The 16,657-nt window shown below is 46.2% G+C and carries 18 protein-coding genes; 4 read left to right on the forward strand and 14 right to left on the reverse strand.

Going from position 1 to position 16,657, the window contains the following annotated elements; genetic code table 11:
• Positions 1-152: 152 nt before the first annotated feature.
• From yihA to GPK60_RS06845, 7 genes are all read right to left on the reverse strand, one after another.
• Entirely contained in the window at positions 153-791 is a 639-nt protein-coding gene (yihA, locus tag GPK60_RS06815; RefSeq protein ID WP_022119406.1) for a ribosome biogenesis GTP-binding protein YihA/YsxC, read from the reverse strand.
• A gap of 27 nt (positions 792-818) precedes the next feature.
• Entirely contained in the window at positions 819-3,155 is a 2,337-nt protein-coding gene (lon, locus tag GPK60_RS06820) for an endopeptidase La (RefSeq protein WP_215659131.1), read from the reverse strand.
• On the reverse strand, positions 3,155-4,450 hold the full coding sequence (gene clpX, locus GPK60_RS06825) for an ATP-dependent Clp protease ATP-binding subunit ClpX (protein WP_022119404.1): 1,296 nt from the start codon (positions 4,448-4,450) through the stop codon (positions 3,155-3,157). The genes lon and clpX overlap by 1 nt, the downstream gene beginning before the upstream one ends.
• A gap of 87 nt (positions 4,451-4,537) precedes the next feature.
• Positions 4,538-5,119, reverse strand: coding sequence for an ATP-dependent Clp endopeptidase proteolytic subunit ClpP (gene clpP / locus GPK60_RS06830; protein WP_022119403.1), 582 nt, complete (start codon positions 5,117-5,119; stop codon positions 4,538-4,540).
• A 42-nt stretch (positions 5,120-5,161) separates the two neighbouring features.
• Positions 5,162-6,481 (reverse strand): trigger factor, encoded by a 1,320-nt coding sequence (tig, locus tag GPK60_RS06835; RefSeq protein WP_215659132.1) that lies wholly within the window; start codon positions 6,479-6,481, stop codon positions 5,162-5,164.
• A 210-nt stretch (positions 6,482-6,691) separates the two neighbouring features.
• Complete coding sequence (locus GPK60_RS06840) at positions 6,692-7,525, reverse strand: DUF975 family protein (protein WP_022119401.1); 834 nt, start codon at positions 7,523-7,525, stop codon at positions 6,692-6,694.
• Entirely contained in the window at positions 7,522-8,073 is a 552-nt protein-coding gene (locus tag GPK60_RS06845) for a DJ-1 family glyoxalase III (protein ID WP_022119400.1), read from the reverse strand. The genes GPK60_RS06840 and GPK60_RS06845 overlap by 4 nt, the downstream gene beginning before the upstream one ends.
• A 153-nt stretch (positions 8,074-8,226) precedes the next feature.
• On the opposite strand from GPK60_RS06845, the gene GPK60_RS06850 reads away from it, so the two are divergent.
• Complete coding sequence (locus tag GPK60_RS06850; protein ID WP_215659133.1) at positions 8,227-8,673, forward strand: CYTH domain-containing protein; 447 nt, start codon at positions 8,227-8,229, stop codon at positions 8,671-8,673.
• A gap of 6 nt (positions 8,674-8,679) precedes the next feature.
• On the opposite strand, the gene GPK60_RS06855 is transcribed toward GPK60_RS06850, so the two are convergent.
• On the reverse strand, positions 8,680-8,892 hold the full coding sequence (locus GPK60_RS06855; RefSeq protein WP_173896810.1) for a hypothetical protein: 213 nt from the start codon (positions 8,890-8,892) through the stop codon (positions 8,680-8,682).
• Positions 8,893-9,072: 180 nt separating this feature from the next.
• On the opposite strand from GPK60_RS06855, the gene GPK60_RS06860 reads away from it, so the two are divergent.
• The 3 genes from GPK60_RS06860 to GPK60_RS06870 all read left to right on the forward strand — a co-directional run bounded on the left by GPK60_RS06860 (position 9,073) and on the right by GPK60_RS06870 (position 10,243).
• On the forward strand, positions 9,073-9,411 hold the full coding sequence (locus GPK60_RS06860) for a helix-turn-helix transcriptional regulator (RefSeq protein WP_022119397.1): 339 nt from the start codon (positions 9,073-9,075) through the stop codon (positions 9,409-9,411).
• Between the two features lie 135 nt (positions 9,412-9,546).
• Positions 9,547-9,780, forward strand: a complete 234-nt coding sequence (locus GPK60_RS06865; RefSeq protein ID WP_022119396.1) for a helix-turn-helix transcriptional regulator — start codon at positions 9,547-9,549, stop codon at positions 9,778-9,780.
• A 130-nt stretch (positions 9,781-9,910) separates the two neighbouring features.
• Positions 9,911-10,243 (forward strand): helix-turn-helix transcriptional regulator, encoded by a 333-nt coding sequence (locus GPK60_RS06870; protein ID WP_215659134.1) that lies wholly within the window; start codon positions 9,911-9,913, stop codon positions 10,241-10,243.
• 91 nt (positions 10,244-10,334) lie between these two features.
• On the opposite strand, the gene metA is transcribed toward GPK60_RS06870, so the two are convergent.
• The 6 genes from metA to GPK60_RS06900 form a co-directional block, all read right to left on the reverse strand.
• A complete protein-coding gene (gene metA / locus GPK60_RS06875) occupies positions 10,335-11,276 on the reverse strand; it encodes a homoserine O-succinyltransferase (RefSeq protein ID WP_173896811.1) in 942 nt (313 codons plus the stop codon).
• A gap of 52 nt (positions 11,277-11,328) precedes the next feature.
• Positions 11,329-12,933: a cardiolipin synthase gene (cls, locus tag GPK60_RS06880; protein WP_173866930.1), complete on the reverse strand. Its 1,605-nt coding sequence runs from the start codon at positions 12,931-12,933 to the stop codon at positions 11,329-11,331.
• 7 nt (positions 12,934-12,940) lie between these two features.
• Positions 12,941-14,902 carry an NAD-dependent DNA ligase LigA gene (gene ligA, locus GPK60_RS06885; RefSeq protein WP_215659135.1) on the reverse strand — a complete coding sequence of 654 codons (1,962 nt, stop codon included), beginning with the start codon at positions 14,900-14,902 and terminating at the stop codon, positions 12,941-12,943.
• Positions 14,878-15,696, reverse strand: a complete 819-nt coding sequence (locus GPK60_RS06890; protein WP_022119391.1) for a pseudouridine synthase — start codon at positions 15,694-15,696, stop codon at positions 14,878-14,880. The genes ligA and GPK60_RS06890 overlap by 25 nt, the downstream gene beginning before the upstream one ends.
• A 73-nt stretch (positions 15,697-15,769) precedes the next feature.
• On the reverse strand, positions 15,770-16,237 hold the full coding sequence (locus tag GPK60_RS06895) for a hypothetical protein (protein WP_147631737.1): 468 nt from the start codon (positions 16,235-16,237) through the stop codon (positions 15,770-15,772).
• Positions 16,238-16,471: 234 nt separating this feature from the next.
• Positions 16,472-16,657, reverse strand: a 186-nt coding sequence (locus tag GPK60_RS06900; protein ID WP_215659136.1) for a zinc ribbon domain-containing protein, incomplete at its 5' end; no start/stop codon positions are given.

A 16,657-nucleotide genomic window follows, 5' to 3' on the forward strand; every position in this document is an offset into this window, starting at 1 on the left:
GTGCAAAATGAACAATTCCCAAGAAGGCACTTTTACGTGCCCTTCGGGGAATTCGTTCATTTGCACATGCAATACTGTTCTTTTGCAAACACTATTTTAAAATGTGCGGCATTTCAGTTCTTTACACCTGCCAGGAAATCAACGATAAATTTTTATTCCGCATCCAGAAATCCTTCGATCACACTCCAGATTTCTTCTCTTCCTTGCTTTGTCTCTGCGGAAAACGGAATCACCAGTGTCCCTTTTTCTACCTGCAATCCCTGTTTGATGGCTTTGACCTGTTTCTGCACCTGGCTTCTCTTGATCTTATCTAACTTGGTAGCGATAATAATCGGTGAGAATCCATTATGCAGAACCCAGTCATACATCTGCTTATCGTTTGCGGATGGATCATGGCGGATATCGATCAGCAGAAAGACTGCTTTTAACTGTGAGGATTTATGCAGATAATCTTCGATCATCTTGCCCCATTTCTGCTTTTCGTTCTGCGAAACTTTGGCATAACCATAGCCCGGAAGGTCCACGAGATAAACCTTCTCATCCGCAGACACCATGCCCTGTGCTTCTTTTTTTGTCTCTCTGCGTCCGGTCACGGCATAGAAATTGATGGTCTGCGTCTTTCCCGGTGCCGAGCTGGTACGTGCAAGAGACTTTCGGTTCATCAGCCCGTTGATCAGAGAAGATTTCCCTACATTTGACTTTCCTGCAAATGCCACTTCTATTTGCCCGTTTTCCGGCAATTTGCTGGTAATGCCACAGACAGTTTCCAGTTCTGCATTCTTTACGATCATCTCGTTTCCTCCTGTTTTCCTTTTGTTCTATTTCTGACTGCAAAGTGCCAGTTCCAGCACTTCATCCATATTTTCCATAAAACGGATATCCAGTCCTTTTTTGATTTCGCCGGATATCTCCTGCACATCCACACGGTTTTTCTCCGGCACAAGCACCCTGTGCATACCTGCATTTTTCGCTGCCAGCAGCTTTTCTTTGAGTCCGCCGATTGGCAGCACTCTGCCCCGCAATGTGATCTCACCTGTCATGGCAACATCTGCACGAACCGGGATCTCCGTGATCGCCGACAGGATCGCTGTTGCCATCGTAATACCTGCGGAAGGTCCGTCTTTTGGAACCGCCCCCTCCGGAATGTGGATATGTATATCGTGTTCCCGGAAGAATCCCCGGTCGATGTTCCACTTATCTCCGACAGATCGGATGTAGCTGATTGCTGTCTGTGCGGACTCTTTCATCACATCCCCGATCTGACCAGTTAGCTTGAAATCGCCTTTGCCCGGCATGCAGTTTACTTCCACCTGCAAGGTTACACCGCCGACACTGGTCCATGCCAGACCGCGTACGATGCCAACCTCATCTTTTTCATTGGCTTTTTCTACGTGGTAACGTTCTTTTCCGAGATAACGGCTCAGGTTGCTCTCTGTGATGCGGACTGCCGTTTTTTTCTCTTCGAGGATCTCTTTTGCCGTTTTCCTGCAGATCTCGCCGATGCGACGCTCCAGTCCCCGCACTCCGGCCTCTCTTGTATAAGATGTAATCATCTTTTTCAGAGCACCGTCCGAAACGGTAAAGGTATAATTTTCCAATCCATGTTTTCGGATCTGCTTTTTCAGAAGATGTTCCTTTGCGATATGCAGTTTCTCATTCTCCGTATAGCTGGAGATCTCGATCAGTTCCATACGGTCAAGAAGCGGACGCGGGATCCCCTGCACATCGTTTGCCGTTGCGATAAACAAAACTTCTGAAAGATCCACCGGGATCTCAATATAATGATCACGGAATCTGACATTCTGCTCCGGATCAAGGACTTCCAGCAGAGCAGATGAAGTATCGCCTTTGTAATCGCTGCTCACCTTGTCTACTTCATCCAGCAGCATCAGTGGATTTTTGACGCCTGCCATTTTCAGTCCGTTCGCAATACGCCCGGGCATCGCTCCGACGTATGTTCTTCTGTGGCCGCGAATCTCGGCTTCATCCCGCACACCGCCAAGACAGATGCGGACATATTGTTTGTTCAGTGCTTCCGCAATGGATTTTGCAATGGAAGTCTTACCGGTTCCCGGCGGGCCAACCAGACAGAGGATCGGACTGTCCCCTTTCTTGGTCAGCGTCCGGACTGCCAGAAATTCTAATACACGCTCTTTTACTTTCTCAAGTCCGTAGTGATCCTGATCCAGCTGCTTTCTCGCTGCGGAAATATCTTCGTTATCCTCAGACATTTTATCCCACGGCATTTCCAGCAGTGTCTCGATATAGCCACGGATCACTCCTGCTTCAGAAGTATTGCCTGCCGAATTAGAAAAGCGTTTGATCTCTTTTCGTATCTTCTCTTTGACTTCTTCGCCTGCCGTCAGCTTTTCCGTTTCTTCCAGAAAATGCTGTGCATCATCCAGCGTTGTGTCATCGCCCAGTTCTTCTCTTATTAATTTCAGCTGTTCTCTTAAAATATATTCTTTCTGATTTTTGTCGATACGTGCCTTTACCTTTTCCTGAAGCTGCACTTTGATCCGCATGATATTCTCTTCGTTTGCAAGAATCACACAGAGCCCTTCATAGCGGTCATACAGAAAAACAGCTTCCAGAATCCTCTGTTTTTCTTCATAGTACAGTGGAATATGGATCGCGATCTGATCTGTCAGATGCTCCAGATCTTCGATCTCCATGATCTGACGCACCAGCTCCTGGCTGATCTTGCCGTTTGCCTGTGCGTACTTCTGAAACAGTTCTTTCAGATTGCGGATCATCGCCTGCTGTCCGACTTCATCGCCTTTTCCCGGATAATCCTGATCTTTGACATCCGGGAACGTTGCAACTTTGGCGTCCAGATATCCGGCAGATGCTTCCATTTCCAGCAATTCCGCACGCTCCAGGCCTTCTACCAGTACGCGTATAATATTTTTCGGTAATTTCACAAGCTGTTTGATCTCCACAACGGTACCAATGTGATACAGATCATCGATCCCCGGATCTGAAGCTTCCGGATCTCTCTGTGTTACCACAAACAGTTTCTGGTCCGCTGTCATCGCCTGTTCGATCGCCTTTATCGATTTATCCCGGCTTACATCAAAATGCACGATCATCGATGGCAGGATCGTCATCCCTCGCAGTGCAACTGCCGGCATACGTGTTATTTCTTCACTCATTATGCTGTTTCTTCAACTCCATTTTTAAAGCGTCTGCCGCGTGGTTTTGCGGCTGTTTTTTCTTTATGTGTGAGGATTGGTTCTCCTGTGCCTTCGATCACTTCTTTTGTCACACCGCAGGAAGCGATCGTATCATCGGACGGTATGCGGTACATCAGATCCATCATAGCCTGTTCCATGATCGCACGCAGACCTCTGGCACCTGTCTTTCTCTCCAGTGTCTTGTCTGCAATGGCCTCGATCGCACCATCATCAAACTCCAGATCCACGCCATCCAGCTCAAACAGTTTTTTGTACTGTTTTACGATGGAATTCTTCGGCTCCTGCAAAATACGAATCAGGGTGTCACGATCCAGCGGATTCAGAGAAACGATGACCGGCACACGACCCATCAGCTCCGGAATCATACCGAATTTAATGAAATCCTGCGGAAGTACTTGTTTGAGTACAGCTCCGACATCCTCCGTCTTTTTCTCCTGAAGTGCCGAATTAAAGCCGATCGCCTTGGTGTCGGTACGGTTCTCGATGATCTTTTCCAGTCCTTCAAATGCTCCGCCGCAGATAAAGAGGATGTTTGTGGTATCGATCTGAAGCAGTTCCTGATGCGGATGCTTTCTTCCTCCCTGAGGCGGAACAGAAGCAACCGTACCCTCCAGGATTTTCAGCAGTGCCTGTTGCACACCTTCACCGGACACATCTCGGGTGATCGATGCATTCTCCGATTTTCTTGTGATCTTGTCGATCTCATCAATATAAATGATACCATGCTCTGCTTTCTTGATATCATAATCTGCTGCCTGAATAATCTTCAGCAGAATATTCTCCACGTCCTCGCCGACATATCCCGCTTCCGTCAGTGCTGTCGCATCTGCGATCGCAAACGGTACATTCAAAAGCTTCGCCAGTGTCTGTGCGAGCAGTGTTTTACCGGAACCGGTCGGACCAAGCATCAGGATATTACTTTTCTGCAGTTCTACATCCAGATCTTTTCCTGCAAGGATTCTCTTGTAATGATTGTAAACAGCAACAGAAAGTGCTTTTTTGGCCTCATCCTGTCCGATCACATAATCATCCAGGAATGCCTTAATCTCCTCCGGTTTCAGAAGATTGATCTCCTCATCCACCGTCATGTTAAATTCATCTTCTAATTCTTCTTCCAGGATTTCGTCACAGATTTCGATACATTCATCACAAATATAAACCCCATCCGGTCCTGCGATCAGCTTGCGCACCTGATCTTCTGATTTATTGCAAAAGGAACATCTTACTTTCTGTTCTCCTATTTTTCCTGCCATTTCAAACCTCCAAATAACAATATCAACATCATTCTGTTTCAATCGAAAAAGGGGCGTTGCATAATGGCAACACCCCTTCCTTTGTATCTAGTGATTGCTGATCACATCGTCGATCAGGCCATATGCCTTTGCCTCTTCGGCACTCATGTAATGATCTCTTTCTGTGTCTACCTCAATCACGCTGAGCGGCTGACCAGTATTTGCTGCCAGATGCTCATTCAGCTTTCTTCTGGTATCAATGATCTTATCTGCTACGATCTTGATATCAGATGCCTGTCCCTGTGCTCCGCCAGATGGCTGATGGATCATAATTTCTGCGTTTGGAAGTGCAAAACGTTTGCCTTTTGCACCGCCTGCCAGTAAGAATGCACCCATACTTGCTGCCATGCCCATGCAGATTGTGGAAACATCACATTTCACATAATGCATGGTATCATAAATTGCCCATCCTGCACTCACGGAACCGCCCGGGCTGTTAATATACAGATGAATATCCTTTCCCGGATCTTCAGATTCCAGGAATAAAAGCTGTGCAACGATCAGATTGGCACTTACATCATTTACTTCTTCTCCAAGAAAGATGATACGGTCTTTCAGAAGTCTTGAATAAATGTCATAAGTTCTCTCACCGCGGCTGGTCTGTTCCAGGACATAAGGTACTAAACTCATGTCAACACTCCTTCCACTTGCCATCATTGTCTGTCAATCGACTTATGCTTCTTCGCTTTTCTCTTCTTTTTTTGCTTCTACTTCTTTTGCTGCATCTCTTACCAGATCTACTGCTGCCTGGATTGCCAGGTCATCTTTCATCTGGTCGATCGCTGCATCGTCCATCAGAGATTTCACTTTGTCCAGCTCCATCTTGTAAGCGTCTGCCATTTTCTGCAGTTCTTCTTCTACTCTTTCATCAGAAATTTCTATATTCTCTGCTTTTGCTACTGCTTCAAGAACCAGGCTGTTCTGGATTCTCTTCAGTGCATCCGGTCTCATCTGCTCGAACAGTTTTTCTGCTGTCATGCCTGTGAACTGGAAGTACTGGTCAACGGTCAGTCCCTGTGACTGGATTCTTCTTGCGAAATCGTCTGCCATGTTGCGAACCTGTGTATCTACCATTGCATCCGGAATTTCCATGGTTGCATTTTCAACAACTTTAGCAACAACAGCTGCCTCTTTTGCAGCTTTTGCTTCCTTTTCTTTCTGCTCCATCAGATTTTTCTTGATGTCTTCTTTGTACTCAGCCAGTGTATCAAATTCAGAAATATCCTGTGCGAAATCATCATCTGCTTCCGGAACTTCTTTTACGTGGATTTCATTTACTTTGCATTTGAAAACTGCATCTTTTCCTGCCAGATCTTTTGCATGGTAATCTTCCGGGAAAGTAACCTTAACGTCTACCTCTTCACCAATCTTGACACCTACCAGCTGATCTTCAAATCCCGGGATAAAGCTTCCGGAACCAACAGTCAGATCATAGTTTTCTGCTTTGCCGCCGTCGAACGGAACGCCGTCAACAGAACCGTCAAAATCTAATTTGATCATATCGCCCTTTTCAACTGCTCTGTCATCGATATCGATGGTTCTTGCATTCTGCTCTCTCTGTTTGTCAACTTCTGCATCGATCTCAGCATCCGTTACTTCAACCGGTGCTTTTTCAACTTCTACTCCTTTATACTCACCCAGAGTTACTTCAGGTTTCAGAGCTACTTCAGCAGTAAAAATAAATGGTTTGCCGGACTCGATCTGAACCACATCAATCTTCGGCTGAGATACGATCTGCTCCTCACACTCGCTCAGTGCTTTGCTGTATGCATCCGGGATCAGCTCGTTTGCTGCATCTTCATAGAAAACACCTGTACCATACATTTTCTCGATCATTCTTCGCGGTGCTTTGCCCTTGCGGAATCCTGGAAGAGAGATACTTTTCTTTGCTTTCTGATATGCTTTCTCAACAGCAGCCTCAAACTCTTCTGCGGAAGCCTCGATTGTCAGCTTCGCCATGTTCTTCTCTAACTTTTCCACCTGTAAACTCATGATTTCCTATGTCCTCCTTAATTCTATAAGTCAAGCGGATATGTGCAATCCGTTATCATCTTGCCCATAACCCTACGCCGCATCAGCGGTCTGTAGATTTCTTTACATACTTGCAGTCATTCTAGAAGTATAACACAGCACCTTTCAAAATGCCACTGTTTTTTTCAACAAAACCATAACTTTTTTCTAAAAATTTCATAAATCCGGCACTTATACGCCCAGATCCGTCTCAAAACCGGGCAGTTCCGTACTGTCACAAACCCCGTCCGCAAGGGCATTCTGCCGCAGCACTTCATAAAGCCCGGCCTTTGCAAACTCCCGGTACGGCATGGTGTAAAACACCGAAACCAGACCCAGTGAAAAAATCCCCGCGATCTCCCAGAAAAGAAAGGACAGATCCATTTTCAGCATCGCCATCTTCTGCCCTTCTGACATTTTTGTACTGAGCTGTGCCGCCCTTTTATACTGCATGGTCGGATTTTCCGCAAGAATATACGGAATCAGGCTGTACTCATAATGCTTTATAATGCCCGGTACGACAAGCAACAAACCATGCCCTATGATACTGACTGTACGGTAAAACATCGCCGCTGTCACATGCATCGTATAGTGATTCCGAAACACATACAGAATCATGCCGATGTTGGCTGTCCTTTTCCGGTTGCACATAAAAAAACGTTTGGAACTGACCTTCACCGGATTACCGATACAGAAGATGACCAGCAGACCAAGCACCACGATCACGATCGATGCTGTGACCGCAAAGACAAAGACCAGCAGATTCAGCTGTTTCTGTACAATGCTGATCTTATATTCTGCGATCGGATTGCGGTCTTTCAGATCATCTTTCAGTTCTCGCATCCGCTGCTCTGACATCTCAAGCCCGGATGCATTTTCTGCCTGGATCCTGCCGATACCGATGCCCGCACTGCCGATCCATCCGGTCAGCATCGTCGTCAGAAGACAGACTGCAACCGCCGGCCAGTAACAGTTTTTCAGAAGTTTCCGTGCTTTTTTCTTAAGATCACGTATCGTCCATATCATACGTTATAAATGATCGAACGGCCAACCTGCTTCGCCGTCTCTTCATCCTTCAGTCTTTTCGTCAGTTCCAGTGCAAATGCGATCGCCGTTCCCATGCCGCGGCTCGTGGTAATGTGCCCGTCTGTTACGACCGGAACTGCAAGCACTTCGGCTCCGGTCAGACGGCTTTCAAATCCCGGATAGCAGACGGCTTTTTTCCCTTTCAGAAATCCGAGGTCACCAAGCACGCTCGGTGCCGCACAGATCGCCGCAATCCCGCGTTTTTCCTGGTCTGCCTTTTTCAGTGCCTCCGTCAGCTTTTCACATGCCGCAAGATTCGTCGTGCCCGGCATACCGCCCGGCAGCACCAGCATATCCAGTTTATCCGGATCGCACTGTACGATATCTTCGTCCGTATCTAAAGCGATCCCATGTGCTCCCGTCACTTTCTTTTTCCCATTGATGCTGATCATGGAAATATCGATCCCGGCTCTTCTTAAGATGTCAACCACCGTCAGCCCTTCGATCTCTTCAAATCCATCTGCAAGAAAAATCCCAACTCTACTCATTTTATCCTCCGTTCCGGTATCTGCATACCCTGTTATTTCCTGTTGATCTATCTGACATTCTACCAAAAACAGACGCTTCTTTCCAGTCCCAATCTACTTGTACTTGCACTTTTTTGTTTTCTGCGATATTCTTTTTTCAGGAGGTACTGATTTATGGAAATTGAACGAAAATATCTGATCGATGAAAAAAATCTTCCTGCGGATCTTGAATCCTGCCGCAGTGTTCTGATCGAGCAGGGCTATCTCTGCCGCAAACCGGTCGTCCGCATCCGCCGTCAGGACGACGACTATATCCTCACCTACAAATCCGGCGGCCTGATGGCACGGGAAGAATACAACCTGCCGCTCGGTGCAGAAGGTTATGCCCATCTGAAAGAAAAAATCGACGGCAAACTGATCTCCAAGAGACGTTATCTGATCCCTATGGAGAATGGTCTTACCATCGAACTGGATGTATTTTATGAACCCTGCAAAGGCCTGCTTCTTGCCGAAGTCGAATTCCCGGACGAAGCAAGTGCCAATTCTTTCTGTCCGCCCGCCTGGTTCGGGGAAGATGTCACATTTGACGGGCGTTACCACAACAGCTATTTAAGCTGCTGAATCTGTTTACTTTCCTGCTTTTTGCAGAATATCTTTTGCCGTGTATTTCGGCGGTGCGACGCGAATATACCTTTTTGCCAGATACCGCCGTTCTCTGCGGCATCCTCGCCTTAAGAACATCGTGTACCATCTTACAATCATCCGTTTCCACGGATTTTTACTGTTTTTGTTTTTCATTACATAACGCAAATATTTCCATTTCATTCTGTCAATTCCCACTTCTCTTCCTCAAACTCTGTTATTTTCCCCAAACCCAAGGCTTTTATGTTATACTCAACTGTGAAGATGTCAGGGGCAAACGTCCAAAACCACGATATGTCTGCACAGGAGCCGTTTTATGGCTTAATGGCATTTTTCACTGCATCACCAACAACAAATATACTATATGGGAGGTTCTTCATGAACACAAACGATCTTGCAAACCGTCTGAAATTTCTCCGTGCAAAAGCAAACTACACACAGTCCTATGTCTGCTCAAAAATCCATCTCAGCCGTTCTTCCTACAGCAACTACGAAAACGGCCTGCGTGTGCCACCTCTGGATATACTGAAGCTTCTGGCAGAATTTTATGATACCTCACTTGACTATCTGGTCGGCATGACCGACTGTCCGGAGAAATACCCCTTTGCCAGTGCCGAAATGTATCTCCTCTTTGCAACCTGCCAGGATATGGCCTCCCCGGCACTGAACGAAGTCTTATCTTATGCCTGTTACAGAAAACAGATGGAAAAACACTGAGCCATTTCTTTTATAATCTTTTGTTATTATAATATCTTTTCTCTTGTTTTGCAATATGTGGCTTTGCAAAATGAACCTGCTGAGCCTTTTTATTCTCATTTTCCCCATATAAAGTTTTGGCGGAGGTATCAACTCATGTCAAACACAAATTATCCCAGACAACTACAGCAGCTTGGGCTGAATATCGCCCGTTACCGCAAACTGCGCGGACTCACACAGGAGGAACTTGCCGCCCTGATATCGATGAGCCGGACACATCTGAGCAATCTGGAAGCTCCGGGAAAGATCACTTCGATCTCCCTTGAAAAGCTGTTTACGATTGCAGACGTTCTGAATGTTTCTCCCGCTTCTCTTCTGTCTTTCGACTGATTTTCGAAGTTTTGGCATCTTTACCTGTTCTCCCCATATATTTTACAGGTTGTACTTGTTTTTATTATAACAGCTGCCTCTGAGCGATACAAGTATAAATTGTATGATATTGGAGAAGGAGAGGTTACAAATGAAAAATCGCATTCGTGAATTACGTGCCGAAAAGAATATCACACAACTTCGCCTCAGTCTGGAGCTGGAAGTATCTCAGGAAACCGTCAGTGCGTACGAAAACGGAAAGCATCTGCCAAGTCTGAAATCTCTGATCAAAATGACAGATATTTTCCATGTCAGCACCGATTATCTGATCGGACGCTCTGATGTAAGAAAACCATCCGCAACAAGTCCTCTTCCCAACGAAGACATTGCACTGCTTGATTGTTTTCACGATCTGGATACGGTTGACAAAGCAAGGCTTGTCGCCTATGCTCAGGGATTGTCCGACAAATCCCTGAAAGATTAGGGCAAAAAAGAACACGTTCGCTTCGCCGAAAGATCCGGTAAAGTGGGCGTGTTCTTTTCTTATGCATCTAAAAATAATGTCTCATAAAGTTTTAATCCATGGAGATGCTGGAAAAATCCGGTGTTCCAATCAGGTCAAACGGGGTGCTCTGGTATACATAATAATTCAGCCAGTTTGTATACAGATTGTTTGCATGTGCTCTCCACAGAAGCAGCGGTTTGTTTTTGCAGTCGTTATTTTCATAATAATTTTTCGGCATCTGGATATCCATTCCTTTTCCAAGATCCCTCTTATATTCTCCATCCAGAGTCACACGGTCGTATTCCGGATGTCCCATGATAAAGATCTTTCTTCCGCCGTCCGCCATACCGAGGAAAAATCCTGCCTCATCGGACTCTGCAAGAATCGTGATCTCCTTTGTCGCACGGATGTCATCGATGGAAACTTCAGTATGTCTGGAATGTGGTGCAAGAAAGACATCATCAAAGCCACGCACCAGCGGGATCTTGCGGTTCAGCACGCGATGCCAGAACAGACCGAACATTTTCTGCGGAAGCTGTCTTTTCTTCAGACCGTAAAAATGATAGAGAGATGCCTGTGCCGCCCAGCACAAAAAGATGGTAGAGGTTACATGCGTCTCACTCCAGTCCATGATCTCCGTGATCTCTTTCCAGTAATCCACCTCTTCAAACTCCATATTCTCGACCGGTGCACCGGTGACAATCATGCCATCGTATTTATTTTCTTTCACATCCTGAAAATGCAGATAGAATTTATTCAGATGGCTGGTAGAGGTATTCTTGGATTCGTGACTGTTCATCGTTAAAAAGGTCACATCGATCTGGAGCGGCGTATTGGAAAGGGATCGCAGAAGCTGCAGCTCAGTCTCTTCTTTGAGCGGCATCAGATTCACGATCAGGATCTGGATCGGACGGATATCCTGATGCATCGCCCGATTCTCATCCATCACAAATATATTTTCTCTTTCCAGTATTTCTTTTGCGGGCAGATCGCCCTGAACCTTGATCGGCATGATAATTGTCCTCCTTCAGTGTTTCGTTTTCTGTGGCACCGTCGTCCTATTTCTACATAAGCGGTGCAAATACACGCAGGATACTTCCTGCGATCTTGTCAAAGCTCTTTTGCTTTTTGTAATCTTCCTGTGTGATCTTCTGACATTTTTTCAGTGTTTCCTGGAAATCGTTCTCAACCGCCGGGATTTCACTGTTCTCATATAAAAAAGCTGCACATTCAAAATGAAGATACAGGCTGCGGTAGTCCATGTTGATGGTTCCGACCACGGCCTTGCGGTCATCGCTTGTAAATACTTTTGCATGCACAAAACCCGGTGTATATTCATAAATCTGCACACCGGCATCGAGCAGTTCATTGTAGTACGTTTTCGCCAGGACGAAAGCATACCATTTATCTGGCACGTGCGGCATAATAATGATCACTTCCACCCCGCGTTTTGCCGCAAATTTCAAAGCTGTCATCATCTCATTATCCAGTATCAGGTAAGGTGTCATGATATGTACATACCGTTTTGAGGTATTCAGAATATCCATATACACCATTTTTCCTACGTGTTCTCCGTCAATCGGACTGTCGCCGTAAGGAATCACAAAACCTTCGCCGGAATGTTTTTCTCTTTCGTATATGACATCCAGATACGGATCAAACTCTTCTACTTTTTCGCTTTTGGCCACGTTCCACATCTCCAGAAACATCAGCGTAAAGCTTCGCACTGCGTCTCCTTCCAGCATGATCGCCGTATCTTTCCAGTGCCCAAAACGGATCTTGCGGTTCACATATTCATCCGCCAGGTTGATGCCGCCGGTAAATGCCACTTTGCCGTCGATCACCACGATTTTTCGGTGATCGCGGTTGTTCTGATGTGTGGACAGAGCCGGCCGGATCGGTGAAAACACACGGCAGGCAATCCCTTCCTGTTCGAGTTTTTTCGGGTAATTCGGCGGCAAAAGCGATACCGTACAGGTACCGTCATACATGAAACGTACTTCAACGCCCTCGGCTGCCTTTCGTTTGAGCACTTCCAGCACCCGATCCCACACGTAGCCTTTCGCCACAATAAAATACTCCATGAAAATAAATTTCTCTGCTTTTTCCAGCTGACGGATCAGTTCTTCAATCTTATCTTCCCCACAGCTGAAGTATTTGACGCCGGTGTTTTCATATGCCGGAAATCCGCCGTATTCACAGACATAATGTGCCAGCGATGCGACCTCAGAATCTTCTTCTTTGAGCTGCTCCTGCACAGCTTCATCCTGTGTCCAGTGTTTCTTCGTCGTTTCGTGCATGTGCTCCAGTCTTGCATTGAGCCACCGCACTCCGACCTGAAACTCCACAAAAATATAGAGCAGCACACCAAACACCGGTGCCACCAGCATGATCGTCATCCATACCATCTTAAAAGCCGGATTGCTCCGATTATTTGTTAAGTAAATAACAAGAATAACTGCTCCCGCCTTCACGACAGAATCGATGAAATACATCTTGCCCTGCAGATACGTGTATCCCGCGATCAGAAAGCCAAACTGCAACAGGATCAGCAGTATGATAATACCGGTCCTGCCGAAAATCACACTGGCAATACTGCTTTTTCCTTTTTCTACCCTCGTCTTTGTCTGAATCGTCTGTACCGACTGCTTTTTTTCTTTCTCTGCCATGCTATTCTCACCTCTGTTCCAGCATACCAAGGAAATCTTCTTCTGAAATGACAGGTATCTCTAATTCTTTTGCTTTCTTGTTTTTTGAAGTAGATGACTGTGTGTCATTGTTGATCAGATAATCCGTTTTTGAAGTGACAGAACCTGTGACTTTCCCGCCTTTTTCTTCAATTTTTGCTTTCAGCTCATTGCGGTTTGCAAAATGAATCAGTGAGCCTGTGATCACAAAATTCTTGCCTGCAAAGATCTGTTCTGTTTCATTTGGCACATATTTTTCCAGATGGATCTCCTCAAGCAGATCATCCAGCTGCTCTGCCTTTTTCGCATCCCGGAAATAATCGGCAACCGCTGCTCCGATCACCTCTCCAATGCCATCTATCCCCGCCATCGTCTCGGCATCTGCAGTGCGGATCTTTTCCAGGTCATAATCAAACGCCTTACAGATCATCTTCGCATTTGCAACGCCGATGTTCGGGATTCCAAGGCTGTAGATCAGCCGCGGCAGTGTCGTATTTCTTGCCTGCCCGATTCCCGCCATCAGTTTTTCGTAGGATTTTTCGCCAAATCCTTCCATCTCAACGATCGCATCTTTATATCGGGAAAGCCGGAAAATATCTGCAAATTCATGGATAAATCCGCTTCCGATAAATTTTTCCAGAGTCGCTTCCGACATTCCTTCCATATTCATCGCATCTCTGCTGACAAACAGTGCAAAAGATTTGATCTTCTTTGCCTGACACTCCGGATTGGTGCAGTATAAGGTCTCCACATCTGCCGTCCTCTGGATCCTGGTTACGCCGCCGCACACCGGACAGGTCTGCGGAATCTCTATGTTTCCGCTTCTGGTCAGGTTTTCGGCGATCTGCGGAATGATCATATTGGCCTTATAAACCTGAATGGTATCACCGATGCCAAGCTGCAGTGCCTTCATAATGCTGAGATTATGTACACTGGCACGGCTCACCGTTGTTCCTTCCAGCTCCACCGGTTCAAAAATCGCAACCGGATTGATCAGCCCGGTTCTTGACGGACTCCATTCGATCGAGAGCAGATGCGTTTCCTTTATCTCATCTGCCCATTTAAATGCAAAGGCATCTCTTGGAAACTTTGCCGTCCGTCCAAGGGAAATGCCATATGCGATGTCATCATAGATGGCTACCAGTCCGTCCGACGGAATCGGATTGTTCTCGATTTCTTCTGCAAACCAGGCAACGGTTTTCTCCACAGTCTCCCTTGTCACCATTTTGTGCTCTACCACATCGAATCCCTGCTCCGAAAGCCATGTAAACTGCTTTTCTCTGGAATTTTCAAAATCCACGCCGTCCGCACGCACCAGAGAGAATGCAAAAAACTGTACATGGCGTCTGGCAGTGATCTCATTGTTCAGCTGACGCACAGACCCACTGCACAGATTTCGCGGATTTTTGTATTTTGCATCCACATCTGCAATCTCTTCATTGATCTTCTCAAAATTTTTATAAGAAATAACCGCCTCTCCGCGAAGGACCAGCTCGCCCTTATATGGTATTGTAAGCGGAACATTTTCAAAAACTCTGGCATTATTTGTGATAACTTCCCCGATCTCACCGTTTCCGCGTGTGACTGCCTTAAAAAGCGTACCTTCACGGTATGTCAGTACGACGGTCAGGCCATCCATTTTCCAGGAGAGCAGCACTTTATGGGCACCGACAAAATCTTTCAGCACTTCGACTTCTTTTGTCTTGTCAAGAGAAAGCATCGGCTGCTCGTGTCGCTCTTTCGGAAGCTCTTCGAGCACTTCATAACCGACCTGTCTGGTCGGACTTCCTGCCAGGACGATCCCGGTCTCTTCTTCCAGTTTCTGGAGCTCGTCATACAGCCGGTCATACTCAAAATTGCTCATGATCTCACGGCTTTCCTGATAATAGGCTTTCCCTGCTTTTGTCAGAAGCTCTGTCAGCTCTTTCATTCTCTCGCGTTTTTTGTCCATGTTCCCCTCCTGCTCTTTCCCGCTTTTTTATTTCCTGCCCGTAACTGCCGGTAAAGTTCCTGCATTTCTGCTTCCGTCACATCCCGGTACTGTCCTTTTGGCAGATTACCAAGCTCAATGTTCATAACCCTCACCCGCACCAGTTTCTTCACACGACAGCCACAATACTCGCACATACGGCGGATCTGTCGGTTCAGTCCCTGCGTCAGAATGATACGGAAGCGGTATTTTCCGATCTTTTCCACCTTGCACGGTCTGGTTCTGGCATCCAGAACCGGGATCCCACCCCGGCTCATCTGCTCGACAAATTCTTCTGTGACTGGTTTATCCACCGTCACCAGATATTCTTTTTCGTGATAATTACCGGCACGCATGATCTGATTGATGATATCTCCGTTGTTTGTCACCAAAAGCAGTCCTTCGGAATCTTTATCCAGCCTTCCAACCGAAAAAACGCGTGTCGGATACTGAAGCACATCCTCCACGGTCACATCGTTCCAGCGTCTGTCCGTCGTGCAGACTACGCCCTCTGGTTTGTGAAACGCCAGCAGAACCATTTTCTGCCCTCTGCTGCATCGTTTTCCGTTGACGGTGATCTCCATCTCGTCCGTTACCTTCCTGCCATTTTCTGCACGCACGCCGTCCACAAATACTTTTCCTTCTTCGATCAGGCGGTCTGCTTCACGCCTTGAGCAGACGCCCGCCTCACTTAAATATTTGTTCAGCCGCACTTCCTGGTGTATATCTTTTTCTTCGAACTCTTTTCTCATGCGATTTTCTTTTTTTGCCGGCATGTTCTTCTCTCCCGCTCTTTTAAAAGTATAGTACAGTATAACACGTTGTACAACTGCCGTCAAACACTCTCTTTTATCCGTTTTTTGCACTCTTTTTTTCTTTTTTCCGACAATAGTTCTGCAAAATCCGAATATTCTTTTCTTCAAGATTTAAAAATTCCCGGGCAATCGTTTCAGACTCTTTTCCGCAAATTTCCAGCTTCTGCGTTGCTTTCTGCATATCACTTCTGCGAAGCCGTTCTTCTTTTGCCAGCATATTCGCCATATATCCGGTATTTACATTTAATGCCGTCTTCGCCTGCAGCATTCCCCACCGCTTCGCCCGCTCCATCACACCAAGCAGCGGCGGAACATTTCCCGTCTCAAACAGACAGTTTGCCGCCTTTTCTTTGATCCCGGAATAGCCTGCCGCCTGTATGTTCAGATCCAGTGCCAGCTCATCGTCATAGACCTTTCCCAACACAGTATAAATATCCTGAAGCGACCTGCTCGTATTTTTCACAATGGTTTCCAATAACTCCTGTTCCGCATAAGAAATCATATCCTGCCTCCTTGCATCATCTCTCTGCCGTTTTGCTGATTTAGGATATGCACTTTCTTTTTTTCTATACTTCAGCTTTTCATACTGCACTCATTGAATCTGAGCATGCTGTATTCTCTCACAGTGAACTACCCATTGTCTAAAGCCAATGGGCTTCCTGCTTCGCAGACCTCGTAACCTACTATCTCCACAGGCGTTCATTCGGGCAGTCCCTGCCCTATATTGTTATTCCTTTTATGCTATTCGTCTTAATCCTTCTTCCAGTATATTTTTTGCTGCGTTGATATCCCTGTCATGATTTGTTCCACAGACAGGACATGTCCATTCCCTTACTGATAGATTTTTTGTTTCTGTATTTTGGTATCCACAAACGGAACACAGCTGACTACTGGCATAGAATGTATCTATTTTGACATATTT

It is taken from the genome of Ruminococcus sp. MCC718, from assembly GCF_018783905.1.
In the GTDB taxonomy this organism is placed as follows: domain Bacteria; phylum Bacillota; class Clostridia; order Lachnospirales; family Lachnospiraceae; genus Hominisplanchenecus; species Hominisplanchenecus faecis.